The organism is Dysgonomonas sp. PF1-14, from assembly GCF_029892965.1.
In the GTDB taxonomy this organism is placed as follows: Bacteria; Bacteroidota; Bacteroidia; order Bacteroidales; family Dysgonomonadaceae; genus Dysgonomonas.
On sequence record NZ_JARXWN010000001.1, the window covers coordinates 77801 to 96427 of the forward strand.

At 41.8% G+C, this 18627-nt stretch carries 13 protein-coding genes; 7 read left to right on the forward strand and 6 right to left on the reverse strand.

The annotated features are described in order from the left end of the window. Positions 1-6: 6 nt before the first annotated feature. The 4 genes from M2448_RS00350 (at position 7) to M2448_RS00365 (ending at position 4407) form a co-directional block, all read left to right on the forward strand. A complete protein-coding gene (locus M2448_RS00350) occupies positions 7-1005 on the forward strand; it encodes a malate dehydrogenase (protein WP_280644251.1) in 999 nt (332 codons plus the stop codon). Positions 1006-1698: 693 nt separating this feature from the next. Then, positions 1699-2604: a DMT family transporter gene (locus M2448_RS00355; protein WP_280644252.1), complete on the forward strand. Its 906-nt coding sequence runs from the start codon at positions 1699-1701 to the stop codon at positions 2602-2604. Between the two features lie 22 nt (positions 2605-2626). Next, positions 2627-3268 (forward strand): DUF3256 family protein, encoded by a 642-nt coding sequence (locus M2448_RS00360; RefSeq protein ID WP_280644253.1) that lies wholly within the window; start codon positions 2627-2629, stop codon positions 3266-3268. A gap of 5 nt (positions 3269-3273) precedes the next feature. Further along, positions 3274-4407 (forward strand): YARHG domain-containing protein, encoded by a 1134-nt coding sequence (locus tag M2448_RS00365; protein ID WP_280644254.1) that lies wholly within the window; start codon positions 3274-3276, stop codon positions 4405-4407. A gap of 52 nt (positions 4408-4459) precedes the next feature. Here the strand turns inward: M2448_RS00365 and M2448_RS00370 are convergent, their stop codons facing one another. From M2448_RS00370 to M2448_RS00380, 3 genes are read right to left on the reverse strand one after another with little or no spacing between them, the layout of a single operon-like run. Next, on the reverse strand, positions 4460-4747 hold the full coding sequence (locus M2448_RS00370) for a GNAT family N-acetyltransferase (RefSeq protein WP_280644255.1): 288 nt from the start codon (positions 4745-4747) through the stop codon (positions 4460-4462). A gap of 25 nt (positions 4748-4772) precedes the next feature. Then, entirely contained in the window at positions 4773-5360 is a 588-nt protein-coding gene (locus tag M2448_RS00375) for an LEA type 2 family protein (protein WP_280644256.1), read from the reverse strand. Positions 5361-5391: 31 nt separating this feature from the next. Beyond that, entirely contained in the window at positions 5392-6435 is a 1044-nt protein-coding gene (locus tag M2448_RS00380) for a DUF2027 domain-containing protein (RefSeq protein WP_280644257.1), read from the reverse strand. An 87-nt stretch (positions 6436-6522) separates the two neighbouring features. Here M2448_RS00380 and M2448_RS00385 point away from each other — a divergent pair, with 87 nt between their 5' ends. Continuing rightward, the gene (locus M2448_RS00385) at positions 6523-7746 is read left to right on the forward strand and encodes an S-adenosylmethionine:tRNA ribosyltransferase-isomerase (protein WP_280644258.1); all 1224 of its coding nucleotides are present in this window, start codon (positions 6523-6525) and stop codon (positions 7744-7746) included. Positions 7747-7936: 190 nt separating this feature from the next. Next, positions 7937-8506 carry a hypothetical protein gene (locus M2448_RS00390; RefSeq protein ID WP_280644259.1) on the forward strand — a complete coding sequence of 190 codons (570 nt, stop codon included), beginning with the start codon at positions 7937-7939 and terminating at the stop codon, positions 8504-8506. A 24-nt stretch (positions 8507-8530) separates the two neighbouring features. Here M2448_RS00390 and M2448_RS00395 read toward each other — a convergent pair whose 3' ends face one another. Then, a complete protein-coding gene (locus M2448_RS00395) occupies positions 8531-9262 on the reverse strand; it encodes a lysophospholipid acyltransferase family protein (protein WP_280644260.1) in 732 nt (243 codons plus the stop codon). Positions 9263-9357: 95 nt separating this feature from the next. Further along, positions 9358-12393 carry a valine--tRNA ligase gene (locus M2448_RS00400; RefSeq protein ID WP_280644261.1) on the reverse strand — a complete coding sequence of 1012 codons (3036 nt, stop codon included), beginning with the start codon at positions 12391-12393 and terminating at the stop codon, positions 9358-9360. A 772-nt stretch (positions 12394-13165) separates the two neighbouring features. Here M2448_RS00400 and M2448_RS00405 point away from each other — a divergent pair. Further along, positions 13166-13576: a hypothetical protein gene (locus tag M2448_RS00405; RefSeq protein WP_280644262.1), complete on the forward strand. Its 411-nt coding sequence runs from the start codon at positions 13166-13168 to the stop codon at positions 13574-13576. 98 nt (positions 13577-13674) lie between these two features. Here the strand turns inward: M2448_RS00405 and M2448_RS00410 are convergent, their stop codons facing one another. Beyond that, entirely contained in the window at positions 13675-18597 is a 4923-nt protein-coding gene (locus M2448_RS00410; RefSeq protein ID WP_280644263.1) for a SusC/RagA family TonB-linked outer membrane protein, read from the reverse strand. Between the last annotated feature and the right edge of the window lie 30 nt (positions 18598-18627).

An 18627-nucleotide genomic window follows, 5' to 3' on the forward strand; every position in this document is an offset into this window, starting at 1 on the left:
AACAATATGGGATTTATAACATCTGAAAAGCTCACAATAATGGGAGCAGCGGGTATGATCGGGTCTAATATGGCTCAATCGGCTATTTTAATGGGATTGTCTTCGGATATTTGTTTATACGACCCTTATGCAAAAGGATTGGAAGGGGTTGCCGAAGAATTGCTACAATGTGGTTTTAATGGTGTGAATATAACTTATACCAGTAATATTGAAGAAGCATTGAGAGGTAGTAAATATATAGTCAACTCGGGAGGAGCTGCACGCAAGGAAGGAATGACTCGCGAAGACCTGCTGAAAGGGAACGCTGAAATTGCTATTCAATTCGGGAAAGATGTAAGAGCATATTGCCCCGATGTAAAGCATATTGTAGTTATCTTTAATCCGGCAGATATAACAGGGCTTCTGGCTCTTTTATATTCAGGATTGAAACCTTCACAGGTGACTACCCTTGCAGCTTTGGACAGCACCAGATTGCGTAACGAGCTATCGAAACACTTCAATGTAGATCCCGATAAGGTTGAAAATTGCCGTACGTATGGAGGACATGGCGAACAGATGGCCGTATTTTCATCTACAACCAAAGTTGATGGAAAACCATTAGATGAACTGATAGGGACATCGGCTTTGACATCCGTACAATGGAATGATATAAAGCAAAGAGTAATACAGGGAGGAAAAGCAATCATAGACCTTCGCGGGCGCTCTTCTTTCCAGAGCCCTTCTGTACTTTCACTGGGAATGATACAGGCTGCGATGGGTGGCGCAACCTTTAACTGGCCTGTAGGTGCGTATGTGTCAGATGGCGAGTATAACCATATTATGATGGCTATGGAAACCACTTTGGATAAAGCTGGTGTACATTATAAAGCTATAAAGGGAACACCCGAAGAACATAAGGAATTGAACGAGAGCTACAAGCATCTTTGCGACTTGAGGGACTCGTTGATCGGCTCAAAAGTGATTCCACCAATCAGCGAGTGGAAAAGCATTAATAATAATTTATAGAATAGTATTTGATACTATATCTGTTTTGTGTAGTGCATTAGAGTCATTAAGATTTTAATGCACTATGTGTTTTTTCTCTGTGGGTTTATCTATATGTCAGTTAGCAGTCAACAGTGATCAGTTAACAAGAGAAGGCGGTCTTTGAATAACCAGTGTACTAGATTATAGAGTTAGCTACACCTTGTTCCGCTGAACGATGTTTCTAGTTTACTAGAAAAAAGAATTGCAAAGTAATCGGCGGAGGAAAATTTAGAACTAGCAAGCTGGTAGACTATAAACTAATAAACTTGTAAGAGTTGTCAGGTTTTAGTTAAAATTCACCTCACCCCGACCCTCTCCAACGTGAGAGGGGGGGCAAAGCCTAAAAAGGGAATGAGCTTGTAGGGGCGAACCCATGTGTTCGCCCGAAAAACAGAAAATAATGCTAGCAAGCTAGTAGACTGAAAAAACGAGTAAACTAGTAATGTTTGTCAGCTTTTAGTTAAAATTAATTGCCTCCTGCTTTAGCTGGAGGACAACAAGATTGATAAACAAAGGGCTTTAGCCAAAATGGACTTTTGACTAAAGTCTTTCTTGAGAAAATTGGTAATCCACAACTTTTAGGTCGTGGCGATTAAAGAAAGTTCCAAGTATAAAAACGGTGCAAAAGTGTTACCTTTGTAACCTTTTATATAAAAGCAGTAATTATAAAATATGTGGTTAGCACTGGCCTTTGTTTCGGCGTTCTTTCTGGGATGTTATGATATATGTAAGAAGAAATCGGTTCACGAGAATGCTGTTATCCCCGTACTGTTTCTCAATACACTTTTCTGCTCCTTGCTGCTACTGCCTTTAGTCGTTATATCAAAGGCATCGCCTGATACGCTGATCGGTACGATAGGCTATGTACCTTCAGTTTCGTGGGAAACGCACGGGTATATTTTTATAAAATCGGTGATTGTGCTCACGTCATGGATTTTCGGATATTTCGCTATCAAGCATTTGCCTCTTACCATCACAGGACCGATAAATGCTACCCGTCCGGTGATGACACTGGTAGGTGCATTACTGATCTTCGGCGAAAGGCTCAACCTGTATCAATGGATAGGGGTAATTATTACGATCATTTCGTTCTTCCTGCTGTCATTGTCGGGAAAGAAAGAAGGTATCAGCTTTCACAAGAATAAATGGGTCTTCTTTATGATACTGGCTGCTATAGCCGGAGCCGCCAGTGGACTATATGATAAATACCTGATGCAACGGTTTAGCTCTACAGCGGTGCAATTCTGGTTCAACAGTTATCAGTGCCTGCTGATGCTTGTTGTAGTAGCCGTATTGTGGTACCCTAAGCGGGAGAGGAATACACCTTTCAGCTGGCGATGGAGTATTGTACTGGTTTCGGTATTCCTCACCATTGCCGATTTTGTGTATTTCTATGCACTTACCGACCCCGATGCGATGATCTCCATCGTATCAATGGTGCGGCGAAGTAGTGTTCTTATATCGTTTATGGGAGGAGTGATCTTCTTCCATGAAAAAAACTTAAAAGGGAAAGCTCTCGACCTCGTTTTAATAATTGTAGCAATGTTTTTCCTATATTTGGGGACTGTATACAGTTAACAATGAATAGAATTTGACAATAATGAGAAAATTGATATTTACAATAGCTTTTGCTATCACAACCATACTCACAGTTTCGGCACAGGAAATAGGTAGTGTATTACTCCCAATGCCTGAAAGCATCGTCTTCGGACTGGAAGCCGCCCAGAAGAATTTGCTGATAAGTGACACGAAAGATACGACACAGATCGTGGTAGACAGGGGAACATACGGAGATATGAAAAGACTGGCAATATCACCGGACTACATTGCTCTGCAAACATCGGAAGCGGGCACAATACAGATAAAGCTGTTGCCACTCATCAATGATTCAAAAATAGTGTGTCTTGTAAAAACCGTATGTGGCAGCAACGGTGTCTGCGATAGCCAGATGCAATTTTATACGACAACGTGGATACCTATTCCACAGGCTGACCTGTTCCCTGCGAAGAATAAGGACTGGTTTATAAAACCGGATGTAGACAGACAAAGTCAGGACTTTATAAATGCGTATGCAGCACTGGATATGACGCCGATGAAATTCACCCTGTCGCCCAATACGACAAGTCTGACAGCAGAATACGAAATCAAGGACTATCTATCGGAAGAAGATTACAAGAAGATAGAACCTTACCTGACCGGAGAACCTAAAGTCTTCACATGGGACAAGTCTTCGTATAAATAGACTTTATGAAACGCCTGACACAACTAACCTTACTACTCTTTTCTGTAATAAGCCTGTATGCTAACGATGGTGCTTATTATGTGAGTGGCAACCAGTTGATTCCTGTTACAGAAACAGATATAATGGTAAAGAAGGAAGTACTGACCATCAAGCGGAAGAATAAAAAGCAGGTAGAAGTATCGGTGTATTACGAATTCTACAATCCGGGTAACGCAAAACAGGTGGTTGTGGGTTTTGAAGCTTTCTCACCCGGTGGCGATGTAGATCCGAATCCCAGAAACGGACAGCATCCCAATATATATGGCTTTACTGTAGAGATGAATGATATCCAACTACCATATAAGGTTGCTATGGTACGAGATACCATGTATTACCAGAATGGAAAGTTTAAGGCGATCACTTCGGAAGAGATAAATCAATCAATGGAAGATTACGGATGGATGAGTGCCGATTTCTTCTATGTGTATCATTTCAGCGCGAATTTTAAGAAAGGATTGAATATTGTCAAACATACTTACACGTGTGACCTGTCGGGCAGTGTAGATTACTCATACTCTTTCGACTATGTGCTGACTGCTGCTATGCGTTGGGGTAACAAGCAGATAGACGACTTTACCCTGATCGTAGATATGGGGGAATTTCAGAGCTTCTATATTGATGACACTGCTTTTGGAGATCATCCGGAATGGACTGCTAAAGGACGGAAGCTAAGTATAACTACGGACGATTATATTGACTATAGTTCCGATAATGAGCAGAAAAGAACGCGAACCAGCTTTCTTATGAGAAGCGGAGAGGTTATTTATAAAGCCAAGAAATTCAAGCCTAAAGGGGAACTGGCAATCAGGGCTTTTCGTGCCATAGCATTCACTCCGCAGCCTTTCGATTATAAAGAAAGTCCTTCAATATCTTTTACTATCATGGATGTTGAGGATTACACGATAGAAACCACAGATGAGACTTCGAAAAGAATACTAAAGAATCTGCCTTTTGCCCGCAGGGGATATATCTTCTCCTCACGTGACCTGCAAGAATACTATTCCGCGCAACTCTGGTATAATCCCGATCCGAGCTACAAAGCAGTGCTTTCGGGTTTACCAAAGGAAGAGCAGGAATGGGTGATGCGTTATTCAAAATAAAGAAGGGCAAATACACGATTGCATTTGCCCTCTATATATTATTGGGGAGTTATTATCCTTCGTGCCCTGCTACAATATCGTTGTACTCAGGATGACGTTGTATATATGCCTTTGTGTATGGGCATACAGGGCGCACCTTAAATCCGTTTTCGCGGATATAATCCAGTAAGGTCTTTGTCAGAGCGGCAGCTATACCCCTACCCTCCAGTTGCGGAGGAACTTCGGTGTGCGTCACCAGAAAGAGGTTCTCACGCTTTTTGTAATCCACAAGGGAAGTAAGGCCTTCTATCTGTGTTTCAAAACGGCTTTCAGCCTCGTTGTGTACAATATTGTATTCCATAGAGTATTGAATTTATGATGGATAGTTATTTGCTTCCGCCAAAGCTAAAGCTTACAGGGATATATACCGGAGAAGTGATATTCTGTCCGCCTATATTGAATGATGGTTTAAGCTGAAGGCTTACATTCGATGCTTTCGAACCTATGCCCAAGAAGTTTTTGGCAATGTCTACAACTGCATCTTTAGAGTTGCTTTTCATCAGAGAAGCCAGATCGACTCCAATCTTCAATGGCAAAGTCTGAGACTGTCCTGCGCCGATATTCAGTGACTGGTTCAATGAACCGGTAGTAAACTGTATGCCGTCGATACTCAATACATATTGTAACCCCTGAAGCATGGCAGCCGATTGATTTGGATTCTCGACATTCAGATTCAATGTAAAGTCCAAAGGAATAGATGATGCATTCCCCGACAGTATAGATGTCAACTTCGGAATAGATGTCAATGAAAGGCCATTAGACAGATTCATTCCCGAAACCGTAAGCCCCGATATGGATTTATAATTATACTTACAGTTTACCATATTGTAAGTACCGAGTAAACCTTGCTGTACACTATCACAGCTAACGAATGTAGCTACTATTACCAATAACGCTAAAATTCTCTTCTTCATTTTGTTTCGTTTTTCGTGTAGTAAAAAGTTGTTATCTGATTGTTATCATGGTAGCCCCATACCCGTATTCGCGAAAAGACGCGTCCTGATAGTAGGCCGATTTATAGTTTGTCTTCAACTCTTTCAAGATGGCATTTTTAAGGACTCCGTCTCCCTTGCCATGTATGAAAACGATCTTTTGCCCCTTGTTGCGTTTATTTTCATCCATTGTATCTCTGAATGTCTTTAGTTGATATTCGAGAATGTCACCAGCAGATAAACCGTTTGTGCTATCTAAAAGTTCATCGGCATGCAAGTCAATTTCCAGAATAGCATTCTTCTCTTTCTTCACAATAGGTTGTATACGGGGGCGTCCTTCTTTTTGCTTCATCGCTATCTCCAATTTCTCTGCCGATACAACCAACTCTTTTTCTGCCAGATCGCGTCGCACAACCGGATATACAATAGCTTCGTCTTCAAAGTAATCGTTCTCTTTGAAGCTATGCAGCTTATAGAACTTCACCGTATCGATGCGTACCTCTACAGAATAGACATTTTTAATGGTAAAAGGTTTATTCTGCTTATAAGCAAAAAATTGCAGGCAGATATGTTCTATAGCATTCAGTTCCGTTTTGTCGAACTCTTCCAGAAACAGTTTTGTGTTAGGTTCTATCAGTCCGGTATTGCGGCTTGTCCATCCCTCATCGGAGCGACTCATATAGTTGAACGACAGGTAGTAATTACTATCATTCACCAAATAGCATTCGAATGCGGTAGTACTTAGGTTCTTTATATCAACAGGCAGATAAGCCAACTGTACCGATAGCTGTTCGCCTTCCCTCGTTTCTTCGGGTATATATTCTTCTTCCACCGGAACAGGCTTGGCTGATACTCTCTGCTGAAGTTCATCTGTCGGTTTCGACGACTGACGCACCTGTGCATCGTTAGCAGGTTCTATAACTACCGTCTCACGTATCAGTACGGGGATATCAAATCCGTCCCCGTCTTCTACCAACACAACATCTTTTCCCTGAAATCCTTTTACGACACCGCCTCCTGTTGTATTCAGGAAGCGAACTTTATCCCCTATCTTCATAATATCTCCAAATTCTTATTCTAACTCTTCGCAAGCTTTTATATTCACACAAAGTTGCTTATTTTTGTCGGATAAAAAAAGCAAATCGTGGAAATATCGAATCCCCAGTCAATACATATAGAGGACTACAACTACAACCTCCCCGACAACAGAATCGCAAAATACCCTTTGATAAAACGCGACAACTCGAAGCTTCTTGTGCATAAAGGCAGAGAAATTACAGACAGCGCATTCATCTGTCTGCCGGACTATCTGCCGCAAGATAGCCTGATGGTATTCAACAACACAAAGGTGATACAGGCGCGCCTGCACTTCCGCAAGCCTACAGGAGCAGAGATAGAGATATTCTGTCTGGAACCGCACAGTCCGAATGATTACCTACTCAACTTTCAGCAGACACAACACTGCTCGTGGGTTTGCCTGATAGGTAACTTGAAAAAGTGGAAAGAAGGTGAGCTGGTAAAAGAAATTACCATTGGAGGACAAACGATCAGCGTAAGAGCCAAGAGATTGCAATCACATGGGGATGCACACATCGTGGACTTTGCTTGGGACAATGCAGATTTTGCCTTCTCGGAATTACTGGAAGCGTTCGGTGAACTTCCTATTCCTCCTTATCTCAACAGGGACACCGAAGAACAGGATAAACAAACATATCAGACTGTGTATTCCAAAATAGATGGATCGGTCGCTGCGCCTACGGCAGGTTTGCACTTTACGCCGGAAGTGTTTTCCACACTGAACGAAAAAGGGGTAAAGACTGCTGAGATCACCTTGCACGTAGGGGCAGGCACATTCCGCCCTGTGAAGTCGGAGCAGATAAAAGACCATGTGATGCACTCAGAGTTTATCTCGGTAAGGAAAGACGTTATAGAACAACTACTAAACCATAAAGGAAAAATCATAGCTGTAGGAACTACATCTGTTCGCACATTGGAGAGCCTGCATTATCTGGGAGTATCGCTAAAGGACAACACAAACCCTGAGATGAAAGTTTCTCAATGGCAGCCTTATCAGGAAGGACAAAATGTACTATCGCCACAAGAAGCCTTATCAAACCTGCTTGACTATCTGGAAAGGAATAACCTGACTACACTTATTGCCGATACACAAATCATCATTGCACCGGGCTACGAGTTCAAGATCGTTGACGGAATAGTTACTAATTTTCATCAGCCGCAAAGCACGCTGTTATTACTAGTGTCGGCTTTTGTAGGTGGCAACAACTGGAAGCAGATATATACACATGCTTTGGAGAATGATTATCGCTTTCTCAGTTATGGGGATAGTTCACTGCTGCTGAGAGAGTAAACCTCAGAAAATTATTGCTGTTTATATTAGTCGTTCGGGTTTAATGATTAACTTGGAGCGATGAAAATAACTACTAGATTACATCTTTATTTCAAAAACAGTAATAATGCCGCAAAAATACACTCTAATAATCCTTATCCTAGCTTGTATATCCATTTCGTGTGCAACAAAACATAACAGCTATGTTTCCGTGCCAATAAGTGATGGTTATTCGGATAAATCCGCAATTACTCATCTTTGGACAGGGAAAGAGAATCCGATCTATACACCCAATGATCTACTGAAAATATGGACTGACAATGGTGTTGTGGCTAAGACAGGTGATGATTATACAGAGTATTATGTAAAGCCAGATAGAAACGGAACAGTTAATATATACACTATACATACAGGATTTGGTGAGCAACCGGATACTATAAAAGGTGTCTCTACCTTTAAAGCAATTACCCCTCCCAAGTTCAAAACAGTAATTGACACCAAGCTGCTCAGAGACAGCTCCGTATTAGAATATGATATTGTGTTTGAGGACAATTCAAAATCTATAAAAGGAACCCGCTATTCTATAGGCGCTCTTCCACCTTCGATAAAGATATTTATGGATGAAAACCCTATTGGTGAGATTGAGTTTTATATGGATGCCGAAGAAGGAAAAGAGTTGCTCCAAAAAGGGAACAGGCTTATATTACCATCTCTTTTAATAAGAGATATGAAAACAGGTCTGTGGGTGTCGACAGAAGAACTCGACTATAAATACCGATAGCAAGTAACAAATAGAATGTTACCTTTATCTATTATCCTCCGGCAATGAAGATTGTATAATTGAATAGACCTTGTCAATTAATTCAGGCAGATCATCATTCTTCACACCTGTAGTTTCTATCGGATCGTGAAATGTAAGGGTTATTTTAGCAGGATTCATTATCCATGAGTGAATAGGTAATACCTTATATGCTCCATCGATGGTCAGTGGTACAATCGGTAGTTTAAGGCTAAGTGCAGTCTGAAATGCACCTTTCTTAAACTCAGCCATCTTCCCGTCAGGAGACCGGTGACCTTCGGGAAATACAACTGTGGACATACCGTCTTTCAATGTGTTCTTGGTATTCCTCATGGTATCGACAATCCCTTTGCGGCTCGATGAATCTACGAATACATGCCCTGCTTTAGCCGATGCGAACCCGACCAAAGGCATTTTCTTCAGACTTTGTTTCATCAGCCACTTAAAGTTGTGGTTGAGATAGCCGTATATGAGGAATATATCGAATGCCCCCTGATGATTGGCAACAAAGACATAGGACTGCTTCTTATCGAGTTTGTCGTTCCGGTTAATCTTTACCCTCAGTAAGGCTGCCATGCATACGAACCTGCCCCATACCACTCCGGGATAATAGCCCCAGAATTTGTTGTTACCCAATGTGGACCCGATAATGATAGTGAGGGTACACCAGATAGTGGCAAGAATAAGCAACGGCACAAAGATAAGCCACTGGTATATAAGATATAAGATGCGAATCATTATAGTTAAATTTTAAACGGTTTCATTTTTAACAATTCCAATTGGATATTAAAAAAGGAGTTGCTTTTCACAACTCCCTTTCATATCTGTGATTATCATTTACTTAGATTAGCGATACTTTCTTCTATCGTTTTGATCTTGCTTTCGGCATCGGCTAGCTTTTTACGCTCATTATCAACAATCTCAGGTTTTGCATTAGCTACGAACCTTTCATTGCTTAATTTCGCATTAACCGACTTGAGGAAACCTTGCAAATAGACAAGCTCGTCATTCAGCTTTTTCAGTTCGGCTTCTATGTCGATATTGTTACCTAGCGGAACAGAGAATTCTGTCGTCCCTACAAGGAAAGATGCAGCAGTAGGGTCTTTTTCTTTTACTTCCGAGATAGCGGAAAGATTACCCATTTTCAGTATAACACTATTGAATGCAGTATTATAATCTCCGGTAACTTCCAAAGTTAGTTCTTCCTTATTCGGAATATTCTTCTGCAAACGGATAGTGCGTACTCCGGCAATGGTTTCTTTCACTTTTTCGAATGCGGCGAGCAAATCAGCGTTGAAATTTGTATCTTTTGGCATATCGGATATCATAATGCTTTCCCCGTCTTTTCTTTCAGTAAGCACCTGCCACAGTTCTTCGGTAATGAACGGCATAAACGGGTGAAGCAAACGAAGCAACGAATCGAAATAGCCGAGTGTGGCCTCATAGGTCTTCCTGTCTATCGGTTGTTGGTAAGCAGGTTTCACCATTTCCAGATACCATGATGAAAATTCATCCCAGAACAGTTTGTAAATAGTCATCAATGCTTCAGATAGTTTGTATTTCCCAAAAGAATCGTCCATTTCAGCAATGGTCTTAGCCAATATATTTTCGAACCATTCTATCGCTGTTTTCGCCGATTCGGGTTGCTCTATGCTATCGCTTACTTCCCATCCTTTTACCAGACGGAAAGCATTCCATATCTTGTTATTGAAATTACGTCCTTGTTCGCAAAGGCTTTCGTCAAATGGCAAATCGTTTCCGGCAGGCGATGTCAGCAGCATACCCATACGCACACCATCGGCACCGTATTTCTCCATTAGTTCGATAGGATCGGGCGAATTACCAAGTGATTTTGACATCTTACGTCCCTGCTTATCGCGGACGATACCTGTGAAATATACATTTTTGAAACAAGCTTCGCCACGATATTCATATCCCGACATGATCATACGTGCCACCCAGAAGAAAATGATTTCGGGAGCAGTTACAAGGTCATTTGTCGGATAGTAATAGCTGATATCCTTATTGTCCGGATTATTGATACCATCGAAAACAGAGATCGGCCACAACCACGAAGAAAACCATGTGTCAAGGCAATCCTCATCCTGACGAAGGTCTTCCATTTTCAGATTCGGATTGATCTTCTTAGCTTCATTCAGTGCTTTTTCAGGAGTTTCACCTACTACGAAACCTCCTTCCGGCAGATAATATGCAGGAATCTGATGTCCCCACCACAATTGTCGGCTGATGTTCCAGTCCTTGATATTTTCCATCCAGTGACGGTACATGTTTTTGAACTTCGCAGGATGGAATTTAATTGTGTCATCTTCTACAGCATCCAATGCCGGTTTAACAAGGTGTTTCATTTTCAGAAACCATTGCATTGAAAGTTTCGGTTCGATAGGTACATGCGTACGTTCCGAGTAACCTACACTATTGGTATATGGTTCGGCTTTTTCAAGCAAGCCTGAATCCTGCAAATCTTTTTCAATCTTCTTACGCACATCGAAGCGATCCATTCCCGCATATTGAAGTCCGTACTCGTTGAGTGTACCATTATCATTCAATATGTCGATTCCTTCAAGATTATGCTTTTCGCCAAGCATATAGTCGTTTACATCATGCGCAGGGGTCACTTTCAGAAATCCTGTCCCGAATTCCATATCTACATAATCGTCCTCTATGATCGGCACTACACGGTTGGCAATAGGTACAATCACCTTTTTTCCTTTCATATAGGCTGTTTTCGGATCATTCGGATTGATACATACGGCAATATCTCCGAAAATAGTTTCGGGGCGGGTGGTAGCTACAACGATGTAAGGAGCCCCCTCAACTCCCCCGAAGGGGGAGCTATTAAGTGTGGTACTTATCTTTTCTAAGACATTTTCGGTGTCTGCTATTACTTCTTCGTTAGTAAAACGAAGAATTTTGTAACCTAGATCAGTTAGAATTTCATCTCTTAATTTATCCGCTTGTTCGATTTCCGGGTCGTTATGATATTTACCATCAACTTCAATAACTAGCTTTTTATCAAGACAAACAAAATCTACAATAAAGTTTTCAATTATCTGTTGCCTTCTGAATTTATCTCCAAGTTGTTTTTTACGCAACATTTCCCATAAAGCACTCTCCGCTTCTGTAGAGAATTTACGCATGTCCTTTGCATGCTTTTTCAACAGATTGTAGTTATCCCACTTCGCAGTCTGATACTTCGGGGCTTCACTCTCACTCCCCCCTTGGGGGGTCGGGGGGGCTATGTAATACTTAATGTAATACAGCTTCCCATGCTCTTCTTTATGGATAACCTCTTCATCCGATACCGCTGTTTGTGCCGCAGGATCCCAGTTTACCATGCGTACACCACGATAAATAAGTCCTTTATTATATAGGTCTACAAAGACTTTCAATACACTTTCGGAGCGTTTTTCGTCCATTGTGAAACAAGTCCTGTCCCAATCGCAGGATGCACCCAGTTTTTTCAATTGCTCAAGGATGATACCTCCATGTTTGTGAGTCCAGTCCCAAGCATGTTTTAGAAATTCCTCACGCGTAAGGTCATTCTTGCTGATCCCTTCGGATGCAAGTTTGGCAACAACCTTAGCTTCTGTAGCGATAGATGCATGGTCGGTACCCGGCACCCAGCACGCATTCTTACCCATCATACGGGCACGGCGCACAAGTATATCCTGTATGGTATTGTTAAGCATATGCCCCATGTGAAGCACACCGGTGACGTTTGGCGGCGGTATGACTATCGTGAATGGTTCACGGTTATCAGGCTCCGAATGAAAATATTTATTCTCGAGCCAGTACTGATACCATTTGTCCTCTACTTCGGCGGGGTTGTATTTACTTGCAATTTCCATGATTAATAATTGAATGTCATTTTGAGGGAACAAAAATACAAAATAGTTTTGTATAAAGCCTCTTAGTTTAAATACGTAGTTAATACAAACACATAAAATATTTTAACTAAAACCTCACAAAGTTATATAGTTAACAGTCAACAGTGATCAGTTAACAACTAATAATTTTCCTTCTATTCTCCTTGTCGTTCTGACCGCAGGGAAGAGTCTCCTGTCTATAAAAGATACTTCGTTCCTCTGTATGACAAGTAGATTTTAACTAAAACCTCACATTCCTCACGCTTTTTAATTGCCACGACTTTTAAGTCGTGGATTATTGGTTGTTAAAAAAAAGACTTTAGTCAAATCCTAATTTGGCTGAAGCCTTTTATCTGCTATTTCTGTTATCCTCCAGCTAAAGCAGGAGGCAATTGATATTTTAACTAAAACCTGACAAAAATAACAAGTTTATTAGTTTCTAGTCTACTAGCCTGCTAGTTCAATCGGCTTTTTGGAGGGGCATCCCTTGTGGGTGCCCGATTGTAAAATAAACGGGCAGAGACAAGCCACTGCCCCTACAGCCAGTACACTAGTTTTAACTAAAACCTTACGAACCCTACATATTTTCTCCCATTTTTTCAAAGACCGCTTTTTTTATTCGCGCGACCACAAAGGCGCACCTCTACTTTCTCCCCTATAGATAAAATTTCTGTGAATTAATAAAGTGAAATATAATAATCAGATGTTAAGCTAAAAGTATTATTTTTACCTACTTACTATAAGCAGTAATACTATGGCAACAGAATGGTACATTGTCGCATATCAAAAAGGAGAAGAACAGAATGTTCCGGTAAAGGATGTGCTGGAAATATTCCCAAGTTATGAGATTGATAAAGAGTTTCGGCTCGTTCTTGTGAAATTGTCGAATACCACAATTAGTTTTTTCTTTGATGCTACCGTAAAAGAAATGTCCGGAGTGATGATCTCAAGACCGGAAAAAGATGTAGAACTGTATGTTATTATTCATAAGATAATGGAACTGGGCAATTTCATCCTTTATGCCCCTGACGGACTTTATCCGATCATGCTAAAAGACGGGACTGAAGAAGACTTTCCCAAAGATATGATAGAGTCTTTAGGGAAACCCAGAAAGGCTATGGATGAAAAGGATTTCCATAATCTGATAAGCAATATCTACGGCTAACGTCTGCTTCCTCTTTATATAAAAGTTATGTCCGTCCTAAAATAAGCCAATATAAAGCGACTTATTCTAGGACGGGACACACTATATTTCAAACAGGACTAGAATTCCCAGTTCAATGACATACCGATACTGCGAGTACCCGGAACATTGAAGTAGTCTAACCCGAATCCGTTAGATGATCCTGTAAGGTTAGTCTCCGGGTCTACACCTTTGTATTTGCTGTACAGCAATATATTTGTTGCATGGACAGATACTTTCAACCAAGACCTCTTACGGAGCAGATTCAACGGAATGCGGTAGCCCAACGATATTTCTCTCAGTTTGATGTAGCTGGCATCTTCTATACCATCTTCACCGATTCCATATTGTCCGTAACGTACCCAGCGGTTTTCATTCAGATTGTCACCGTAAAAACTTACAGGAATATTATTCGCCTGTCCGTTTTCCAATACACCCGGAAATACATAATTAGTAGTATTACGATGATCGGCCGAATATTGAGATGTACCGTAATAATTCATGGTATTCCTTGTCCCGTTCCATATTTCTCCGCCTTTTCTGTAGTCAAACAACATAGATAAGGTAAAGTTTTTGAATGTCAGCGTGTTTGACCAACTCATCTGCCAATCGGGATTCGGATTACCTATGACCTGCTGTTCATCGCTTTTGACAGGGAAGCCGTCATTTCCGATAATCATACGCCCCTGATCGTCACGTTTATAAACCGTTCCATATAGCACTCCCAGTGGTTGCCCTTCTATGGCATACGATCCGGCTGCATCTTCAATTCCGGAGAGCATCAGTTTTCTTCCTCCCAGATTGGTTACTTTGTTGCGTTCGCGTGCAAATACCAATCGGGTTTGCCATGAGAAATTACGGTTTCGTACAGGATAAGCACCCAGCTCTATCTCAAATCCATGAGTCCTGAACGAACCTGAGTTTTCCAGCTGAAGGGAAGATTCTGATATCTGAACAGGCAATAACTGGTCTTTTCCTTTTTTCCAGTAAAGTGAAGCTGCCAACGATACACGGTTGTTCCACAGACCAACATCAGTTCCTATGTTGTAGCTCAGAATCCTTTCCGGAGCCAGATCATCTGGTAAAATGATCTCGCGGCTTTCGAAATGTTGAGATGTTGTATTCAGGTTGTAAACAGCCGAGTTGAAATAAACCGGATCAAGATACAACGGAGTCTCCTTATCAGCCCGTGAAATGTTAGCACGCAATGTAAGATATGAAACCAGATCGCTATTGAACATCTCGTGCAGATTCGTAGCTATTCCTACCGATGGTGAAAGTAATGCTTTGTCGCTTACCGAACTCCATTCGCCTCTCATCGCTGCTTCCAGAATAAACTTTTGTCGGTAGTTGACACTGGCCTTGCCAAAAACAGCATTGGAATGACGCCGGAATAAACGGTTGTAAAGCTCAATATCTGTTGCATTCAATATATTATAATCTCCGGACTGAGCCAGATCATAACCGTCTATCCGTTCAATGGTGCGTTTAGAATAATTGTATTCGTAACCCGCCATTGCGTCTAGTGTCAAATGATCCCAGTTTTTATCATATTTGGCAAAGAATCTCGATTGCAATGATTTGAATTTCTCATTCCTGTTCATGATATGCCCTGTCGGGATATAGGCAGAACCAACGTTCAGAGCTGTTTTCGAATCTCCGAACAGGTAGTCTCCGTTTATCTGATAATTCAGCGACAAATTATTGATCAGTTTATATTTCAGATTCGCATTTCCTGTAAATCTGTTTGTTTCGTCCTTGAACGGATTGTTATCCGAAGTCCAATACGGATTGTCGGTAGCATCGCCTGCCCTGCGCTGGCTTCCGTCACTCAGGGTAGAAGTCTTGTTGTCGAATGTAGGCGGGGTAAGCAATACACCTTGCATAAAGCCGGACATATTATATCCGCGCTGTAAACGGTTGCCATTGATATTCCTGTAACCAAAATCTATATCGAAATCCAGTTTGTTGCTCCATTGGCTTCCTAGCTTGAATCCGATCACCGTCTCATTTTGTTTCGACTCAGGGATGAAACCATGTTGGGTATTATTCCCTAACCTCAATGTATAATGAAGATTCTCGTTTCTTCTTGTCAATGTCAGATGATTCTTAGCGGTATATCCCGTTTCAAAAACATCATAAGCATCGTAAATCGGCGCATTTGCAGAACTTACACTTGGCCCCCAGCTAAATGTTTCATTATCCTTGTTCCATACCGGAGTTCCATCTACCGGACGTCCCTGTGCGTATTGGCTTTGCATATCAGGCAACCTGTTCGGATTATCTACGGAGAAGGAAGAAGAGAACGCAATAGAATATTTTTGCTGTTTTGGTTTCTTCGAACTCACAACCAATACTCCGTTTGCACCTCTGGCTCCATATACCGAAGCTGCCGATGCGTCTTTCAATACTGTGATGCTTTCTATATCGTTAGGGTTCATACTCGATAAGTCTGAATATTCTACCGGTACTCCATCCAATACGACCATCGGGGTGTTGTTACTCATTATTGAGGCTGCTCCCCTGATGCGTACTCTGGCAGGATTCCCCGGTTCGCCCGAAGTTTGCGAAATCTGTACTCCTGCAACCCTTCCCTGCAATACGTGAGCGGCCGAGACATTCGCCAGTTCTTCACTCGATACTGTAGATGTACTACCTGTAAGATCTCTCCTTCTTTGTGTTCCATAGCCGACAACTATCACTTCATCCAGACTTGATTGTTCTTCTGCCATCTGAATATTAGGAGAAGTTGACGTTTGCGGAGTCGAAGTTCTCTTCGGTGTTGGGGTTTTTCTAAACGATGGTGATGAATTATATGACTGTGATGTCTCAACACTCTTCTCAACCTTAGGAACCCTGACAACATCGTCCACTGCCAGGAATGATGTGTATTGTGTCAGGAGATTGTATTTCAATCCCAGATTAGTCACACGCTCTATCTGGCTTGCACTGCGTTGGTGGTTGCCATAGTTGTCGCCCCACCGGTTATTGCTGCTTTCATAGTACTGGGCATAATCGTCATAATAACGGATCTGATTGCGTGCCCACAAATAACGCAGAGCCTGATTGTTTTCGACACGCGCTTTCGCTACATCGAATTTTTGCTCATAAGTGGTATTTCCTGCAATTCCGCTTACGGCTATTGTACCGCTTGCAGGTGATTTGTATTTTCCATATATCAGTATCGGACGTTCGGCAAATACATCGGGAATGGCTACCGGTTCTACTTCGTACACATCGAAGTCGCCCCAGTCGACAGAAATGTTTGTAAGTACAGGCTTGGATATTTCCTGTATGGCTTTTTTCCCGATAGCTTCTGCCTGACTGTGGTTGTTCACAATATATGGGGTTCCCATACCTGCATTAGCCAATCCTTCTATGATGTACCTGTTCACATTTGACCCTATTCCGAAAGGAAATAAATTAGCCTTGTTCAGGTTGTCGCGTACAAAATTGAATGCCTCCTTTTCGACTGTAACAAAACCGTCTGTCACAATGATGAAAGTGCGGGAGAAGCCTTCTGTCTCTTTAAAGTTCATCGCATTCACCAAGGCCGGGTAAAGACGCGTGCCTCCGCTTCCTCTTTGCCTGTTGATAACTTCTATTGCCTTGTCCACGTTTTCTTTGGTAGCTTCGACAGACTTACTGTAAAGCATATCGTTGCTCGATTCGAACAGCATGACATTGAAACGGTCTGTGGGACGTAGTTCCGATATTAAATTGCGAATAAGTGTTTTTGACACTTCTAGCGGAAATCCGTACATCGAACCTGAAACATCGACAATAAATACATACTCGCGCGGAGGTATCTGGTCAGAAGTAGGAGCTTTTGGCGGCTGCATCATCAGTAGGAAGAAATTCTCGTCACCATGTTCGTAGCGCAACAGACCCGATTCTACTTTACCGCCTTGTAATTCGTATTGAAGGATGTAATCACGATCTCCTTCATAGTCTTTCGGGTTGGATAATGTTACTATAGCCTGATCGGGTGATTTAGATTCGATAGACAGATTATGGGATATGCTGCTGATCTTTTGTATAGGCATACCTGCCTGAACAATGGTCTTGATGGAGAACTGGGGAGTCTTTCCGCTTTCAAATACCGCTGTCGAACGGTTGACCCATTGCTCGCCTGTTTCTGTATAGCGCGGGCCGACTACTGTAGGGTAAACAAATTCATATATCCCTCCGTTATGCTCAAGTAATTCGGTATAACGCATTTCTACAATGATGGTATCACCGGGCAGAATATTGGCTACATTCATTTGGAAAACGTTCGGACGGTGCTGTTCCAGTAAGGTGGTTGACTTACCTTCCGATTTAGCCTGTTCGTATTCCTGACGCGCTTGTTCCTTCTTCTTTATTTTAGCTTCGATCCGTCTGTCGCCGACAGTCATAGCCATACCATATACCGCCGCTCTGGTAGAACCGGGAAATACATATATAGCTTCCAGCGTGTTAGGGCTTTCATTGATATATATCTGATTGACACGAACATCAGCTATAACCCCTGCAATATTTACCTCTACATTCGTGCTTTTGAGAGGCATGCTTGCATCTTTAAGGGAATCGCTCTTTATCAGAAAATAAGGTGAAAGAGACTGGTCTTCCCTGCTCGGTGCAATTTCTTTTTGCTTTACCGGCTCTTTCTTCGCTGTCTGTTCCTTTGGTTTTTCTACCGCTTTCTCTTTCTCATTTACAGAACTAATGACAGGAATGAATGAACCTGCAGGCTTTGAGTTGGAGGCTGTAACCACCATTTCCGAAGGTTTCATCCCTACATATGAAAAGGAAATGGTACTTCCCAAAGGCGCCCTTAATTCATAAGCTCCGTCGAGATCGGTAATTGTTCCGTTAGTCGTTCCTTTCTGTAATACGCTGACACCTATAATCGGCTCCCCGCTACTATCATTGATCACACCCGATACGACACGCATCTCCTGTGCAAAAGCAACTGTACTGATGGACAGGAATAACAATATATATAATATTCTGGATTTCATAGTTTTATTTTTCATATTCAACTTTATACA